Origin of the sequence: Chitinophaga sp. CB10, from assembly GCA_001870995.2 — a bacterium.
Taxonomy (GTDB): Bacteria; Bacteroidota; Bacteroidia; order Chitinophagales; family Chitinophagaceae; genus Chitinophaga.
Genome location: MLAV02000002.1, coordinates 279885 through 296820, shown reverse-complemented (window position 1 = coordinate 296820; position 16936 = coordinate 279885). Strand labels below are relative to the sequence as shown.

Here is a 16936-nt window from a genome sequence, read left to right as displayed (position 1 = left end):
GCCGCCTGCGTTTATTTTCTTTATTTGCAAACCCTGCTGCGGGTAATTAGGACCGCAGGAAAATATTGTAAAACCTGGTCCCGGCAATTGCCGGGACCTTTTCATTTGTAGCTGTTATATGAAAAAAAGAACAATTAAAAATTTATGCCATGTCTTGGCGCTATTGTCCATAGCCCTGTTTTCCTGCTCAAAGAAAGAAGTATCCAAACCTTCCAAACCGGCAGAGGAAGTGTTTGATCCGCAGCCCGTTGGCACTACCGCTCAGAAGGTGAATACCGGCGGCAATATCAGCGATTACCTCCTGTATATCCCGGATGAATACAACACCAAAAAGGATTACCGGTGGCCGCTGATTATTTTCCTCCATGGAGTAGGGGAGATTGGCACCAATGTGGAGATACTCAAAAATGTAGCGCTGCCGCGGGTGATAAAGGGGAAACCCTTTGTGATGGTGGCGCCGCAATGCAACAGTACCTGGTGGAACCGGGAGGTGCTGCAAAAATTCTACAAGGAAATGGTGGCCAGGTACCATGTGGATTCAAACCGGGTGATCCTAACGGGATTGAGTATGGGCGGCATTGCCACCTGGGACTGGATTTGCGCCTATCCTAAAAATTTTGCGGCGGCGGCGCCCATTTGCGGTACCGGGTACGCGAACCTGGTGCCTGCGGTGAAATCCTTGCCGATATGGGCTTTCCATTGTGCGGATGATCCTACTGTGAATGTGAGCGGTTCCAGGGTACCGGTAAAAGCCTTACAGGATCTGGGTGGGAATATTAAATATACGGAGTACCCTACCGGCGGCCATGACGCCTGGACTAGAGCCTATGCCGCTGCGGAATTATATGCCTGGATGCTGAATCAGCGCCGGCAATAACCTGGTATCTCTTTACCATATCAATAAACCATTGCAGCGCCCTTTTACAGGGCGCTTTTCTATCTGATGTCGATTACTTTTAGCTGCAGGGTGGTTTGTCCGTTCCACTCGTTTTCTTCCAGCGTAAACGCCATGTCGAAGGGCTTCTTGCTGCTGACGAGGTCAAATTTATCGGCCATGTAAAAGCCGATGCCGGACATGGTTTGGCCGCTATTGCCTTGCCTTACGGAGAACTTGATGTGTTCTTCCTTCACTACCCTGGAAAAGCCGGTGTCGAGAAGGTTCCTGGCGAGGAATACAGGACGGAGGTTTTCCGGCCCCAGTGGTTCAAATTGCTTGAGTATATTATAGAATGCGGGCGTGATATCGCTGAAAAGTATTTCCGTATCGATGACGATCTCCGGGACGAGCATATCGGCCGTGATGGTACTGGCCACCACTTCCTCGAATTTTTCCTGGAAGGCTTTCACATTTTCCGGGCGCAGCGTCATGCCGGCAGCATAAAAATGCCCGCCGTAATTTTCCAGCAGGTCCTTGCATTTATGTACGGCTTCATAGACGTTAAAACCCATGACGGACCTTGCGGAGCCGGCCACCATATCGTTGGATTGGGTGAGGATAACGGTGGGGCGATAATAGAACTTGTCTATCAACCGGGAAGCGACGATCCCTACGACTCCCTTATGCCAGTGCGCCTGGTACAGTACCGTGGATTTCCGGGCTGCCATGGACGCGTCGTTTTGCAGGAGGGTAATTGCTTCCTGGGTGATGGTGCTATCGATTTCCTTGCGGTCAAAGTTGTCCGCATGCAGGGCTTCGGCAATCAGCCTGGCTTTTTCCGGATCGTCCTCAATGAATAGATTCACGGCTTTGCGGGCATCGTCCATCCTGCCGGCGGCGTTGACCCGAGGCGCGATTGCGAAAACGAGGTTGGAGATGGTGAGTTGTTCTTTTTGGGCGTTCAGTTGAATCAGTGCTTTGATACCCGGTAAGGGGTTATCGTTCACTTTTTTCAAACCGTGGAAAGCGAGGATGCGGTTTTCTCCCGTCATCGGCACTATGTCCGCAGCGATGCTGGTGGCCACCAGGTCGAGGTACTTATTGGCGGCGCTTTCCGGCAGGCCGCGTTTCAATGCGATGGCGCTCACCAGTTTATACCCGATGCCGCAGCCGCTCAGTTCCTTGTAGGGATAAGGGCAATCGTACTGTTTGGGATTGAGTATGGCTACTGCCGGCGGCAGCACGGCGTCCGGCAGGTGGTGATCGCAGATGATGAATTCAATCCCCGCTTCTTTGGCGGCGGTAATGAGTTCGACGGATTTGATGCCGCAATCCAGGGCAATGATGAGGCTGAAATCATTGGCTTTGGCGTATTCTATACCCTGTGCGGAGATGCCATAGCCTTCCCGGTAGCGGTGAGGAATATAATACTCAATATGGCTGTAGAGCTGCCGGAGGAAGTCGTACACGGTGGCTACGGCGGTGGTGCCGTCCACGTCATAGTCGCCATAGACGAGTATTTTTTCATTACGGAAGAAGGCCAGCTCAATGCGTGCGATGGCCTTATCCATATCTTTCATGAGCCAGGGGTCGTGCAGGTCTTTCAGTGTAGGTCTGAAAAACAGCCGGGCAGCCTCATAGGTATGAACGTTCCGTTGCACCAGCAACCGGCATAGCAGGGGATGTATGCGGAGGGATGATTGCAGCAGATGTTCCTGATTTGGTTGATAAGCTTTTACTGTCCAGCGTTTTTGCATTATATATGTTCAGGATTCTTTTACCATTATGTTGGCTTTGAGCGTCAGCTTAAGCGGTCATTGCATTTTACATTTAAAATTTTACATTTTCGAATTTCTTTTTAGAAAGTGCGGTCGGTGGTGTACCGGACCATGGATTCGAGGCCGTTTCTGATAGCCGTTTCGGGGAATTGCCGCAGAATGGCGAGGGCCTCGTCGCGGTACTGAAACATTTTTTGCTGGGTGTATTCGATTCCGCCGGAAGCTTTGACGAGTTGGATAACTTCCTCTACTTTCTCCTTATTCGTATTTTGATTTTTTACTATATAGATAATTCTTTTTCTCACCTCGGGGCTGGCATGTTCGAGGGTATAGATGAGGGGGAGGGTCATTTTTTTCTCGCGGATGTCGATCCCTGTTGGTTTTCCGATTTTTGCGGTGCCGTAATCGAAGAGGTCATCTTTAATTTGAAAGGCAATTCCTACTTTTTCACCGAACAACCTCATTTGTTCAGTTGTTGTGTCATCGTTGGTAGCGCTCCAGGCGCCGGCAGCGCATGCAGATGCGAGAAGTGAGGCCGTTTTGCGGCGGATGATTTCAAAATATATATCCTCTTTGATATTGAGTTTCCTGGTTTTCTCTATTTGCAGCAGCTCCCCTTCGCTCATGGCCTGTACAGCGTCGGAAATGATCTTTAAAGCTCTGAATTCGTTGTTGTTGAGGGAGAGAGATAAACCCTTTGCGAGGAGGTAGTCGCCTACCAGGACCGCAATTTTATTTTTCCAAAGTGCATTGATGGAGAAAAACCCGCGGCGTTCATTGGCGTCATCCACGACATCGTCGTGTACGAGGGTGGCGGTATGGAGTAGTTCAACAAATGCAGCTGCCCTGTAGGTGCTTTCTGACAGGTTGTCGGCAAACAGCCGGGCTGAAAGTAACACGAACATGGGACGCATTTGCTTCCCTTTGCGCTTAACAATATAATGCATGACGCGGTCCAGCAACGGTACATTACTTTTTACCGCTTCCGCGAATTTGAGTTCAAAATCTTGTAATTCCTTACCTATCAGGTGTTTAATATCATCCATGGCCTAAAATCAAAAGGTTTGCTAAGCTAGGTTTAAAAAGTGAAACTTTAACATTTTGGCCTTTAATTTGTATAGGGAGTATAACAAACCTTTAACAGCAGCTAAAGGTTTTGTTAACACGAGGATTGCAATACTTTAACTTACGCGTATTTAAGGTATATAAATACTTTTGTTTACGCACTGCTTTTTAAGCACTTATCAATGAAAATAATATTGCAAGAAAAATTTGATTATTCGTTAATGATTTTTACCTTTGCTTGGTAAAAAACGGGTTATTAGTAAATTTTTAACAGTTTTTAAATAAAAAACAATTATGGCAAGCAAAAAGTACTTTTTACTGGCAGGCGCTGTGAGTTTATTAGCCGCGTCTTCTGGTTTTGCACAGGTTCAACCAACCGGCTATGATGCACTGGATTCGTCCAAAGTGTCTAGCAAGAAAATGGTACAACAGAATAACTTCATGAACCACACTTCCAACTTCCCTGCTAAACCAAGGGATATGTGGGAGCTTGGTTTCCACGGAGGTCTTCACTTGATCGATGGTACCGTTCCTGCTAGACCAGGTTTCGGTGGTGGTATCTCCCTGAGAAAATCTCTGGGTCATACTTTCTCCCTGAGAGCTGAGTACACCGGTTCTTTCGACTACGGTCAGGATTATAAACTGCGTCCTACTCAATCAGGCGGTGGCGTTAATCCTTGGGCTGCTACAGCTGCCAGAAATGGTGGTTACATCATCCCTAACTACAAATCCGCTAACCACCAGCTGTCCCTGGACGTGCTGATGTCCCTGAGCAACATCATGTTCTACAAAGCTGAACCTAAAGCTAACTGGTATGTACTCGCCGGTTACTCTATCGTTATGGCTGACGTAGACGTTGATGCGCTGGATGCAAACGGTAACGGTTATGTTTACGACCCAGCTCGTCTGACTGGTAAACGTTCTGACATTAAAGATTACATCAAATCTGTACAGGACAAAAAATACGAGCAAAACGCTCCTTCTCAGGGCAACCGTATCGCAATTGGCCGTAAAGACGACAACCAACTGCTGCGTCACGCACTGGACCTGGGTACTGGTGTAGCGTTCAAAGTTTCTAAACGCTTCAACATCGGTATCGAAGAAAAAATCACCATGCCATTTGACGCTTACCTCGATGGTTACGCTGGTCCTGGTGGTTCTTCCAAAGATTTCTACTCTTACACTAACGTGCGTCTGAACTTCAACCTGGGTAATCCTAACAAACGAGTTCAGCCATTATGGTGGATCAACCCGCTGGAATACGCTTACAGCGAGCTGTCCAACCCACGTCACATGAAACTGCCTACTCCGGTTCTGCCTGATGCAGACGGTGATGGCGTAACTGATCAGTTCGATCGCGAACCTAACACTCCAGCCGGCGCACCAGTTGATTCTCACGGTGTTGCTAAAGATACTGACGGTGATGGCGTTCCTGATTACAAAGACAAACAACTGATCACTCCTACTTACTGCCAGCCAGTTGACGCTGACGGTGTTGGTAAATGCCCAGATCCTGAGTGCTGCAAAACTCCAGCTGCCGCTCCTTGCGCTAGCCTGGTTCTGCCTTCAGTTTCTTTCAAAGGCTCTTCTACCAAAGTAGCATCTGACAACGAAGCTATCCTCGCTAGCGTTGCTGCTACCCTGAAATCTAACCCATCTTGCAACGTCCTGGTTACCGGCCACGCTGGTGCTAAAGGCAAAAAAGGTGGTGTTGATCTGAGCAGCCGTCGCGTTGACGCAGTTATCGACTACCTGGCTGATAAACAAGGTATCGATCGCGGTCGCTTCATCAAACAAAACACTCCTGGTGAGTCTAACACTGTTGATTTAGCTCCTGCTAACTAATCAGTACACTCCCAAAGAATGATAATGCTAAAAAGGTCCTCCAGCACAAGCGGAGGACCTTTTAGTTTCCACCAGCTCCACACACTGTACACTTACTGCGCCAATCCCCCTGGTTGACACCTTAAGTCCATTTTTTCCTTTCCTTTGCTCCATTTCCCAAAAACATATAATTTTGGGGGCTTTTTTAACAAACTTTTTCTAAGTGGGTATAAACATTAACAGGGTCTCCCTGGCAGGTTTAGTCGTAGCGCTCGGAATTATCTACGGCGACATCGGAACCTCTCCGCTCTATGTGTTTAAGGCCATTGTAGGAGGCAATCCTATCAGCGACCTGCTTGTCATAGGTGGTATTTCCTGTATCATCTGGACGCTTACACTGCAAACAACCATCAAATACGTTATCCTGACCCTCAGGGCCGATAATAAAGGCGAAGGTGGTATTTTCTCGCTCTATGCGCTCGTCAGACGACACGCCAAATGGACGGTTATCTTCGGGATGATAGGCGGAGCAGCCCTCCTCGCAGATGGTATCATCACGCCGCCTATTACCGTTACCTCCGCCATCGAAGGGTTACGCACCCTCGAGGTATTTAAAGATCTCAGCCAGCTTACCATTGTGAAAATAGTACTGGCCATTATCACCGGGCTGTTTATTATGCAACAGTTCGGTACAGTATCCATCGGCCGGCTCTTCGGCCCCATTATGGTGCTCTGGTTTTCCATGCTGGGCATCCTCGGGATCACCCATATCGCCGATGACCTGAGTATTTTCAAGGCTTTCAGCCCGCATTACGCCATCGAACTGCTGACTACCTACCCTAAAGGGTTCCTGATCCTGGGGGCGGTATTCCTCTGTACCACAGGGGCGGAAGCGCTGTATTCGGACCTCGGCCACTGCGGAAAAGGTAATATCCGGGTTTCCTGGGTGTTTGTGAAAACCTGCCTCATCCTTAATTATCTCGGACAAGGCGCCTGGTTGCTCACACAAAAAGGTCAGATTATCCCGAAAGACCAGAACCCTTTCTTTACCATCATGCCGGAATGGTTCGTGATTTTTGGCGTACTGATCGCCACAATGGCATCTATTATTGCCAGTCAGGCCCTGATTTCCGGCTCCTTTACACTCATTTCTGAAGCCATGCGCCTGAACCTCTGGCCTAAGCTCCGGGTAAACTACCCGACAGAAATGAGAGGACAGCTGTACATCCCCGGCATCAACGTGATGCTGTTTGTAGGCTGCGCCGCCATCGTACTGATTTTCCAGGAATCCTCCCATATGGAAGCCGCATACGGCCTGTCCATCACCATCTGTATGTTGATGACCTCCTGCCTGTTTGCCTTCTACCTATATACCCGAAGGGTATGGATCGGGTGGATATTATTATATCTCGCCGTCTACTTTACCATCGAATTCTCCTTCCTTTTCGCCAACCTCGTAAAATTTGCCCATGGCGGTTACGTAACGGTGATTGTGGCAGGTGCGCTGTTCCTGGTAATGATGGTATGGTTTAAGTCCAGGAAGATCAAAAACCGCTATGTGGAATTCGTGCGCCTGGAAGATTACCTGCCTATCATGCAGGAACTCAGCAACGATACCACCATCCCGAAATATGCCACCCACCTGGTATATATGAGCAGCGCCGATAATCCGAAGGAGATCGAGCATAAGATCATTTATTCCATTCTGAATAAGAAGCCCAAAAGGGCGGATATCTACTGGTTTGTGCATGTGGACGTAGTGGATGAGCCTTACCTGAGCGAATACTCCGTGCAAACCATTATACCGAACGAAGTGATCCGCGTGGAATTCCGCCTGGGATTCAAGGTGGAACAGCGTATCAACCTCATGTTCCGTATGGTGGTGGAGGATATGGTGCGCAACAAGGAGGTGAATATCACCAGCCGCTACGAATCCCTCAGTAAGAACAATGTGGTAGGGGACTTCCAGTTTATTGTTATGGAAAAATTCCTTTCCCACGACAACGACCTGCCACTGTACGAAAGGATGATCATGAAGATGTACTTCTTCCTGAAAAAGATCAGTTTGTCCGAAGAAAGGGGCTTTGGCCTGGATTCCAGCTATGTGACTATTGAAAAGTACCCGCTCGTAGTAGCGCCGGTCACGAACCTGCAGTTAAAACGCATCGTACACCGCTTCTAGCTTTTCCATGAACGGTAAGCATATTTTGCCCAATATCTTAGAAAAACCGGCGTTTTTTTAAGATATTGGGCAAATCTTTTTAGGGGAAGTCCGCTTGGCGCCTCCCTAAGCAATGAAAATCTATTTAGTAATGGTGAACAAAATTTTCGGCCTGCTGCTCCTCGTAGCAGTGCAACAACATGCATGGGCGCAATCGCCTGTAACCCGCGATTACAAAGAATTGCCAGACCCGCGCCCGGTTGCGGAAGCTTCCTGGCAACAATATGATCAGCAGGTACATGTAGCTTTCGGTAATACCGATACCCGTTATGAAAAAAGAAACGCCCCCAGCCCTTCCCAAACTGCAGAAAGCTGGAAAGGTATCGCCTGGAAAGGGGAGAAAGTACATACCCAACTGCTCATATGGACCTCCAAACCGCTGGATAAAGTAACCGTACAGGTAACCGGTATTGCCGGCAGCCGGTTTAAATTTCCGGCCAATGCTGCCAAAGCCGGTTTTGTACGGTATGTCATGACGGATGAACTTAATAAAAACGGCGGTGGCTGCGGCTTCCGTAAACCGCAGGACTTTGACTCGTCCCTCGTGGCCGATGGCATCGACCTGACCAATTCAAACGCCATAGCCGCCAAAACCACACAGCCGGTATGGATCACTATCCAGGTGCCGCAAAATACGCCTGCAGGGGATTACACCGGCACGGTGGAGGTAACTGCCGGCAACAACAAGATCAGGAAGCAATTCCAGCTGCAGGTGCTGAACCATACTTTATCCACACCGGATAAGTGGGCTTTCCACCTGGACCTCTGGCAAAGCCCTGATGCCGTAGCCCGCATGTACAACGTAAAACCCTGGAGCGACGCGCACTTTGCCGCCATGAAGCCGTATATGCAGATGCTGGCTGCTGCGGGACAAAAATGTATCACCGCCACCCTTATTTACGATCCATGGAACAGCCAGACCCAGGATGTGTACAGCAGCATGATCAAATGGACAAAGAAGAAGGACGGCAGCTGGGCCTATGATTATACCATCTTTGATAAATGGGTTTCCTACATGATGGGCCTGGGTATCAAAAAGGAAATCAACTGCTACAGCATGATTCCGTGGAACCTGAAGTTCTACTATTTCGACGAGGCCGCCAACCGCGATACCTTCATTGTCGCCAAACCGGGTTCTCCTGAATACAGCGCTCACTGGCAGCCTATGTTAAACAGTTTTGTAAAGCACCTGAAACAAAAAGGCTGGTTTAATATCACTACCATCGCTATGGACGAGCGCCCGATGAAGGACATGCAGGAGGCGCTGAAGATCATCCGCCAGGCCGATAAGGACCTGAAATTATCGCTTGCGGGCAGCCATCACGGGCCGCTTGTAAATGAAATTTATGATTATTGTATCGCTTCCGGGGAGTCGTTCACCAAAGAAGAAATGGCCGCCCGCCAGGCAAAAGGCTGGCCGACCACCTTCTACACCTGCTGTACGGAAGGTTATCCCAATACCTTTACTTTCTCCCCGCCGGCGGAATCCACCTTTATGGGCTGGTATGCAGCGGCAAAAGGTTATTCCGGTTATTTACGCTGGGCGTATAACTGCTGGGTGAAAGATCCGCTGACGGATAGCCGTTTCAGGGCATGGGCTGCCGGCGATACCTATTTCGTATATCCGGGACCGAGATCCTCCATTCGCTTTGAGAGATTGATAGAAGGTATCCAGGATTTTGAGAAAATCCGGACTTTAAGGGCAGAATTTGAAAAAAATGGGGATAAAGCTAAGCTGCAACAGTTGGAAGATATCCTGAAGACGATAGCAATTCCGGCTTTAAAAACCACCCCGGCGGCAGATGTGATTAATGCTGCCAAAGCCAAATTGAATACTTTATAAAGTAATAAAGACTTTTATTTTCGGGTGCTATCCAGGTTTTAGGCGTGGGTAGCACCCGCAATTTTTTAGGCCCTGTTGTACGTTTCCGGTGGCCTTTATGCATACATTTTTCGTGGCCCTTTATACATACATTTTCGGTGCCCCTTTATACATTAAAAAATCCTCCGGGGAACCGGAGGATTTTCTTAACACAACTAAAAAACAATCAAATATTTACCGGAAAAGACAAATGTTAATTTATCAATCTGGTTTTTTCCCATCTAAAAAAGTATTTATAGTATTTATTTCAGTTGGATTATTCTGTCCCGGTTCAACGCTAACGGTGTAATTGGAGTAGAATTGTTCCGCAGAACCTGCGCCATTGTCCAGAGATACGTTACGACGGAGGTAGGCAGGAACGTTTTCAATTTCAGCGTTGTTATCCATGTTTTTCACATTGAAGCTGATGCTGCGGAGTTTTGCAACTCTTTCGGCCTGTTTGCGTTTCTGCTCTTCCAGGTCTTCATAAGTGCTGTGCATAGGCACTTCCGGTGGCATTGGCGTATGGTTGTTATCTTCTTCCTTGTACACCATTTTCATTTCCTGTGAAGGAGTGGTGCCTGGTTCTACGTATATATGGGCTGGTCTGCTCGTATATGCGCCGGCGTTACCTGCTTGCGGCTGAATTACGTTGACGTTGTTCAGAGCAGCATTGGCGGCAGGCGCTTGCACAGGCTGCTGCATCTGCTGTACCGGTTGCTGCATTTGCTGTACCGGCTGTTGCGTTTGGGCAACCGGCTGCACCGGCTCAGCAACAGGCTGAACAGGCGTTTGCTGGATGTTCAGCACGTAGTTCTGACGGGAAGGAGCTATCGGCGCCTGCTGGCTGGCAGGTTGTACGGATGGCTGTGAATAGGGGCTTACCGGCTCAGGGTGATCCATGAGGCGGGGCGCCATGAGGTCCTGTGGTTCCTGGAACAACACGCCCTGGCTCTGCTGCATATTCATTTTTTTCTCGTCGCCGTCTTTACCCAGTTGCATTACGATCTTAGGCTCTACTCTTTCAGGGTTGGAGGGAGTCATTTTCTGTTGCTGGATGGGTTTCTGTTCGAAACCGGTAGCAATGATGGTAACGCCCAGGTTCCTGTCGAGCGACTGATCGTAGCCCACACCGAGGATAACGTCGCAATCCTCACCGGCCTGGCTTTGTACGTAAGCCTGGATGATATCCATTTCATCGAGGGTGTGTTCGAATTCACCTTCGGAAGAAGAGATATTGATAAGGATCCATTTAGCGCCGCGGATATCGTTATCGTTCAGCAATGGAGAGGTCAGCGCATCTTCGATAGCGCGCTGTGCACGGTTTTCACCTTCTGCCAATGCGGAGCCGAGTATCGCCACACCGCCGTTACGCATTACGGTACACACATCGGCGAAATCGACGTTGATCTGGCCGGTGGAGTTGATAACATCCGTAATACATTTTGCAGCGGTAGCGAGTACGTTATCTGCTTTTTCAAAAGCGGCCTTGAATTTCAGGTCGCCGAATTTCTGACGCAGTTTATCATTTGAAATGATCAGCAGGGTATCCACATACTCTTTCAAGCGGGAGATACCTTCGTCTGCCTGTGCCATTCTTTTCTTTCCTTCGTAAGAAAATGGGGTTGTAACAATACCAACGGTCAGGATACCCAGTTCTTTACAAATACGCGCGATAATCGGAGCGCCACCGGTACCGGTGCCACCTCCCATACCAGCGGTAATGAAAGCCATCTTGGTATTCACCTCCAGTATTTTTTTGATTTCTTCAAAGGACTCTTCTGTTGCCTGTTTGCCGATTTCGGGGTTAGCGCCGGCTCCAAGACCCTGCGTGAGATGGGGACCCAGCTGGATCTTGTTTGGGACAGGACTGTTTGCAATAGCCTGTGCATCGGTATTGCAGATAATAAAATTCACGCCATCAATGCGCTGGCTATACATATGATTCACCGCATTGCTTCCGCCACCACCAATACCGATCACCTTGATGATAGAAGATTTTTCCTTAGGAAGATCAAAATGTATCATGACTCTGTCTCTTTTATGGGTTAGTACGATTTGTTAATAATGAACTATTAAGAATTAAGTCTGCTTTTACTATGTTGTTACTATGGTTCATTTGCCTAATCATTATTAACGATCGTTCTTAATTCTTATTTGTTTTGTTTTAGTCAGCGCAATTGTTGCCGGAAGGCTTTTAATAACAACAATTGCGCCATCTCTTTATAGTTTAGCGTCTTCTTCTTCGGTGAACATGTCGATGATCTTTGTTTTCATCTTGTCGAGGAAATTTTTCAAAGATGCATTTCTTTCTTTGGCTTTCCTATCCTGGATTTCCTGGCTGCTCGGCGCACTTTCTTCCACCCAGGTATCCTGTTCTGCCATGGATTGAGCTGCCTGTTCTTTTGCGAGATAGCTCGTATTAATTTTTACGTAGTTTTCTTCCAGCGCCTTACGATCATTTTCATAATCGTTGTAGCCTTTGAGGATCAATCCTACGCAGGTAGCATACATCGGCTTGGTCAGCTCGTCTATATGTCCGCTGGCCAGGTGTTCGTTCGGGAAGCCAATGCGCGCGCTTACGCCGGTGGTATATTCCGTCAGCTGGATCAGGTGTTTCAGCTGGGAACCTCCTCCTGTCAGTATAATGCCGCCATTGAGCATTTTATTGTCCATACCGATTTGTTTGAGATGATATACTACGAAATCGAGTATTTCACTCATACGGGCCTGGATGATATGGGCCAGGTTTTTCACAGAGATCTCTTTCGGGCTCTGTCCGCGTAAACCGGGTATAGTAATGTATGCGTTACTTTTCGCTTCGTCTGCCAGGGCGTAGCCGAATTGCACTTTCATCTGTTCAGCCTGGGTTTTCAGTACACCCAAACCATTTTTGATGTCGTTGGTAATGTTTTCACCACCATAAGGGATCACTGCAGTGTGCTTCAGGATACCCTCATAGAATACGGCGAGGTCAGTGGTACCACCACCGATATCCACGATGGCTACCCCTGCTTCGAAGTCCATATCGCACATTACCGCGGCAGCGGAGGCCAGTGGCTGCAATACCAGGTCGCGTATTTTCAGACCTGATTTTTCCACGCTGCGGTTGATGTTGCGGATGGCGTTCTTATCGCCGGTGATGATATGGAAGTTTGCACCCACCTTCACCCCCGACATACCAATGGGGTAGGTGATGTTCTGCAGACTATCCACAATATATTGCTGCGGGATCACATCGATGATCTGATCGCTGGCAGGAATAACGGTTTTGTACTGATCATTGATTAACTGATCAATATCTTTCTGGGATATTTCCGCTTCCACATCATTGCGTACTATATCTCCGCGGGTTTGCAAACTTTTGATGTGATGTCCGGCAATGCCTACATACACTTCGTTAATCTCCAGGTTGGGGTTGGATGCATAACAATTTTCCAGGGCCTGCCTGATCGCCTTTATGGTTTGATCGATATTCAGCACCATACCATGCTGAACGCCGAACGATGTGGCTTTACCGAATCCCAGGATTTCCAGTTTCCCGAATTCATTCTTCCTTCCTGCTATGGCAGCAATCTTCGTAGTGCCTATGTCGAGACCTACAATGATAGGAGCTTCCTGATTCATGGCGTGTTTTGTTTTTTTGATGTGTTAACAGATTTATTCCCTGGCTTATACACTGCTTTAGGTTGTTGCTTGGGCTTTTCTGCCGGCGCCTTTTCTTTTTTCTTCACAGGTTCTTTTTTCACAGGCTCCTTTTTCTCCGCCTTAGCTTTTGATTCCGTTGAAGGTTTGGCGGCGGGTTTAGGTTTTACCGCTGCCGGCTCCTCCGTTTTTTTGCTGGTAACAGCTGATACTGAGTCATTGTTTTCATACACAGGCACTTCGTCTGCTCCGTTCAATTTCACACTGTCGGAAGTGATGACAGGTTGCAGGGGCGCAACGCCGTCTTTCCTTGTACACACCACCTGGTCTTCAAATGCTACGTTGATGCGTGAATAATTATTCCAGCCAACTTTATTCAGTCCTTCTTTATAAAAAGCCAGAAGTTTGGTGAATTTCTTGTCTATATCTGTGCCGTCGCCGATCGCAATCACGTGATCACCCAGCTGCGGGATGAATTCGAACTTGTGATCCGGCATAATCATCAGTTGTTCTACCTGGGCTGCCCAAAAAGGATTGCCATTGATATAGGTACCCAAATCTACGATCTGCGCTGTGAGCAGGCTGTCGGCCCGTTGCAGCTTTTCCGCATCTGTAGGGAAGCCAGTGAATACCGGTACTTTGGCGGCATACCGGGTGGACACGGGAATTCTTTCTCCCGTTTCGTCCAGGTAAAAACTGTTGCCGGAAAAAGTAAATACTCTTGCTACCGGTTCCCTTTGCTGGATCTTGATGTTCAGCTGCTGCTGGTTATCAAAATACAGTTCGGAGTTTTTCACCCAGGGATCCGTATCAATCAGCTTTTCCAGCTGCGCTACGTTGATGGATCCGATGGGCTTACCTACCGGGTTAATGCTTTTATCTTTCGTTATGAGGGCTTTGATGTCCTTGGATTCGATGAAAAAGTTGTCGTCTTTCCCTTCGAACTTCACAACGATTTTTTTGCACTTGCTTTCGTCTTTTACATTATTGGCAGCTACCAGCAAAATGACAAAGCCTGTCATCACTCCTATCCAGAGGATAGCAATGCCCAGTCTTTTCAGTATGTTGGTAGTTTTAGACATTCAAGAACTATTTTAAAATTTCTTTTATCGGTTCCTTCAGCTGATCAATATCGCCTGCGCCGGCGGTGATCAGTAATGGTACCGGGTTTGATTTCAGCCATTGCAATACTTCCTCTTTCTGCATGATGCTTACCGGTACGGTGATCATTGCGGCAATCATTTCGCTGCTGACCCCTTCTATCGGTAACTCCCGCGCTGGGTAGATGGGCAACAGGATCACCTCATCTGCCAGTGAAAGGCTGGCGGCAAAGCCTTCAGCCAGGTCGCGCGTGCGGCTAAACAGGTGCGGCTGGAAGATGACCGTTGTTTTTCGTCCGGGGAAAAGCGCTTTGGCACTGGTGATCAATGCTTTTAACTCTTCCGGGTGGTGTGCATAATCATCAATGTATATCTGATGATCATTTTTTACCACGTATTCAAACCTGCGTTTGATGCCTTTGAAAGAACTGAGCGCCGCACGGATCTTATCGGTTCCTATACCCAGCAGGTGCGCTACTGTTACTGCCACCACTGCGTTTTCCACGTTATGCATACCGCCGATGTGTAACTCCAGGTTGTCAATCATCCAATCCTTGTGCATCACATCGAATTCATAACCTCCGTTTTTCATCCGGATGTTTTGCGCATATGCATCGGCTGCATCGTTCTGTAAACTGTACAGCAACTTGTTGGTGGCGTTCAGTTCCTTGTCGCGATGAAGGCCGAAACGAGCAATCAGCGTGCCATTTGGTTTAATATTGTGCGTGTACTGAATAAAAGCATCTTCCATTGCTTCCGGTGTGCCATAAATATCGAGATGGTCTGCATCCATGGCAGTCAGCACGGCGATATCAGGACTTAATTTCAGGAAGGAGCGGTCATACTCATCTGCTTCAATAACGGCTACCTGCTTCCTGCTGCTCCAGAAATTTTTATCGTAGTTAACGCTGATGCCACCCAGGAAAGCGTTGCAACCGTATCCGCTGTCCCTCAGCAAGTGGGCGATCATGGTGGAAACGGTCGTTTTACCATGCGTGCCTGCTACGGTGATCGCAAACAGGGAGCGGGTGATTTCCTGCAATACGTCGCTGCGCTTTACGACCTCGTACTGGTGGTCGCGGTACCAGGTCAGTTCCGTATGGGCTGCGGGAATCGCCGGCGTATATACGACCAGGTTAGCGTCTTTATCCAGCAGGTTCACCTCGTCAGTGTAATGGATTTGCATACCTTCCGCTTCCAGCTGCCTGGTCAGCGCGGTGGGGGTACGGTCATAACCGCTCACCTTCACGCCTTTTTCATTAAAGTAGCGTGCAATGGCGCTCATACCGATCCCGCCGATTCCTATAAAATAAACCCTATGTATGTTGTTCAAATCCATAACCTCTCTATAACGAAAGATATACGCTGATATATCTCTTTAAGATTTTTATTTTCAATATTTTCTGAAGATTATTTGCATAATTTTCTTCAGCATGCGTTACTATTTGTTGATACTTACCTTTCATTGATGATGGCAAATACCTGTTGGGCGATGTCCATATCGGCATTCGGATGCGCCATGGCGCCGATGTTCTGCGCCATTTTCTCCATCAGCGCCTTATTCTGAAGGAGGCTGAAAAGCACGCTTTCCAGCTCTGTGCCTACCGCATCGTTTTTGATGATGAGGCCGGCGTCCTTGTTAACCAGGTTCATGGCATTGGACGTCTGGTGATCCTCCGCTGCGAATGGGTAAGGCACGAAGATGACCGGCTTTTTCACAATGCAGAGCTCTGCAATGGCGAGTGCGCCTGCCCTTGATAGTACTACATCTCCCGCCTTATAAGCAAAGTCCATTACATTGATAAACTCGTGGACTTTTACGTGAGATGCGTAAGGAGCGGCAGCTGCTTTAGCCGTTTCATAAAACGGTTTGCCCGTTTGCCAGAGCAACTGGATATTTTTCTGCACGAACAATGGCAGTAAGGGAACCAGTGCTTCATTGATGGCCTTTGCACCCAGGCTGCCGCCTACGGCAAACACGGTTTGCCTGCCGGGGACGAGGTCAAAGTGCTGCAGGGCATCCTCTTTCGTTACGGCCGACTGGGTGATATTATTCCTGACAGGATTGCCGGTTAATATCAGCTTGTCCGCCGGGAAGAAGCGTTCCATACCGTCGTACGCCACACATATTTTCTTTGCCTTCTTCCCCAAAATTTTATTGGACTTGCCGGCAAATGAATTCTGTTCCTGTATCAGCGAAGGGATCTGCATCCGCTGGGCCGCCCGCAGGATAGGGAAGCTGGCATAACCGCCAACGCCTATGACTGCATCCGGCTGGAAATCCCTGATGATGGCCTTTGCATGCCGCAGGCTTTTCCAGATTTTGAAAGGCAGCAGTATATTTTTGAAAAGGTTGCTCCTGTTGAATCCTGCTATTTCCAGTCCTTCGATGCGGTAGCCTGCCTGCGGCACTTTCTCCATCTCCATTTTGCCTTTGGCGCCCACAAAGAGGATCTCTGTATCCGGTTGAATCTTTTTCAACGCATTGGCAATGGCAATGGCCGGGAAGATATGTCCTCCTGTACCGCCGCCTGCTATGATAATTTTGCGTTGCATCTGTGCTAT

General features: G+C 48.2%; 11 protein-coding genes. 4 read left to right on the top strand and 7 right to left on the bottom strand.

The genetic code is table 11. The features are described 5' to 3' along the window. Positions 1–154 precede the first annotated feature (154 nt). Complete coding sequence (locus tag BOC67_RS04485; protein WP_291907806.1) at positions 155–877, top strand: hypothetical protein; 723 nt, start codon at positions 155–157, stop codon at positions 875–877. Positions 878–936: 59 nt separating this feature from the next. Here the strand turns inward: BOC67_RS04485 and recJ are convergent, their stop codons facing one another. Further along, positions 937–2634 (bottom strand): single-stranded-DNA-specific exonuclease RecJ, encoded by a 1698-nt coding sequence (gene recJ, locus BOC67_RS04480; protein WP_291907805.1) that lies wholly within the window; start codon positions 2632–2634, stop codon positions 937–939. Between the two features lie 101 nt (positions 2635–2735). Further along, positions 2736–3701, bottom strand: coding sequence for a polyprenyl synthetase family protein (locus BOC67_RS04475; protein ID WP_291907803.1), 966 nt, complete (start codon positions 3699–3701; stop codon positions 2736–2738). Between the two features lie 313 nt (positions 3702–4014). Here BOC67_RS04475 and BOC67_RS04470 point away from each other — a divergent pair, with 313 nt between their 5' ends. From BOC67_RS04470 to BOC67_RS04460, 3 genes are all read left to right on the top strand, one after another. Beyond that, positions 4015–5565, top strand: coding sequence for an OmpA family protein (locus BOC67_RS04470; protein WP_291907801.1), 1551 nt, complete (start codon positions 4015–4017; stop codon positions 5563–5565). A gap of 202 nt (positions 5566–5767) precedes the next feature. Next, positions 5768–7726 (top strand): KUP/HAK/KT family potassium transporter, encoded by a 1959-nt coding sequence (locus tag BOC67_RS04465; protein WP_291907799.1) that lies wholly within the window; start codon positions 5768–5770, stop codon positions 7724–7726. Positions 7727–7856: 130 nt separating this feature from the next. Then, positions 7857–9608: a glycoside hydrolase domain-containing protein gene (locus BOC67_RS04460; protein ID WP_291907797.1), complete on the top strand. Its 1752-nt coding sequence runs from the start codon at positions 7857–7859 to the stop codon at positions 9606–9608. A gap of 240 nt (positions 9609–9848) precedes the next feature. Here the strand turns inward: BOC67_RS04460 and ftsZ are convergent, their stop codons facing one another. The 5 genes from ftsZ to murG form a co-directional block, all read right to left on the bottom strand. Further along, positions 9849–11654, bottom strand: coding sequence for a cell division protein FtsZ (ftsZ, locus tag BOC67_RS04455; protein ID WP_291907795.1), 1806 nt, complete (start codon positions 11652–11654; stop codon positions 9849–9851). A 195-nt stretch (positions 11655–11849) separates the two neighbouring features. Next, positions 11850–13253, bottom strand: a complete 1404-nt coding sequence (gene ftsA, locus BOC67_RS04450) for a cell division protein FtsA (RefSeq protein ID WP_291907793.1) — start codon at positions 13251–13253, stop codon at positions 11850–11852. Continuing rightward, complete coding sequence (locus tag BOC67_RS04445) at positions 13250–14353, bottom strand: hypothetical protein (protein WP_291907792.1); 1104 nt, start codon at positions 14351–14353, stop codon at positions 13250–13252. The genes ftsA and BOC67_RS04445 overlap by 4 nt, the downstream gene beginning before the upstream one ends. Positions 14354–14360: 7 nt before the next feature. Further along, positions 14361–15710 (bottom strand): UDP-N-acetylmuramate--L-alanine ligase, encoded by a 1350-nt coding sequence (gene murC / locus BOC67_RS04440; protein ID WP_291907790.1) that lies wholly within the window; start codon positions 15708–15710, stop codon positions 14361–14363. Positions 15711–15826: 116 nt separating this feature from the next. Continuing rightward, positions 15827–16927, bottom strand: a complete 1101-nt coding sequence (murG, locus tag BOC67_RS04435; protein WP_291907788.1) for an undecaprenyldiphospho-muramoylpentapeptide beta-N-acetylglucosaminyltransferase — start codon at positions 16925–16927, stop codon at positions 15827–15829. Positions 16928–16936: the final 9 nt, after the last annotated feature.

Coding starts and splice junctions, on each gene's coding strand:
- murG (WP_291907788.1), bottom strand. CDS start 16,927: ATGCAACGCAAAATTATCATAGCAGGCGGCGGTACAGGAGGACATATC.
- BOC67_RS04475 (WP_291907803.1), bottom strand. CDS start 3,701: ATGGATGATATTAAACACCTGATAGGTAAGGAATTACAAGATTTTGAA.
- murC (WP_291907790.1), bottom strand. CDS start 15,710: ATGGATTTGAACAACATACATAGGGTTTATTTTATAGGAATCGGCGGG.
- BOC67_RS04460 (WP_291907797.1), top strand. CDS start 7,857: ATGGTGAACAAAATTTTCGGCCTGCTGCTCCTCGTAGCAGTGCAACAA.
- ftsA (WP_291907793.1), bottom strand. CDS start 13,253: ATGAATCAGGAAGCTCCTATCATTGTAGGTCTCGACATAGGCACTACG.
- ftsZ (WP_291907795.1), bottom strand. CDS start 11,654: ATGATACATTTTGATCTTCCTAAGGAAAAATCTTCTATCATCAAGGTG.
- recJ (WP_291907805.1), bottom strand. CDS start 2,634: ATGCAAAAACGCTGGACAGTAAAAGCTTATCAACCAAATCAGGAACAT.
- BOC67_RS04445 (WP_291907792.1), bottom strand. CDS start 14,353: ATGTCTAAAACTACCAACATACTGAAAAGACTGGGCATTGCTATCCTC.
- BOC67_RS04470 (WP_291907801.1), top strand. CDS start 4,015: ATGGCAAGCAAAAAGTACTTTTTACTGGCAGGCGCTGTGAGTTTATTA.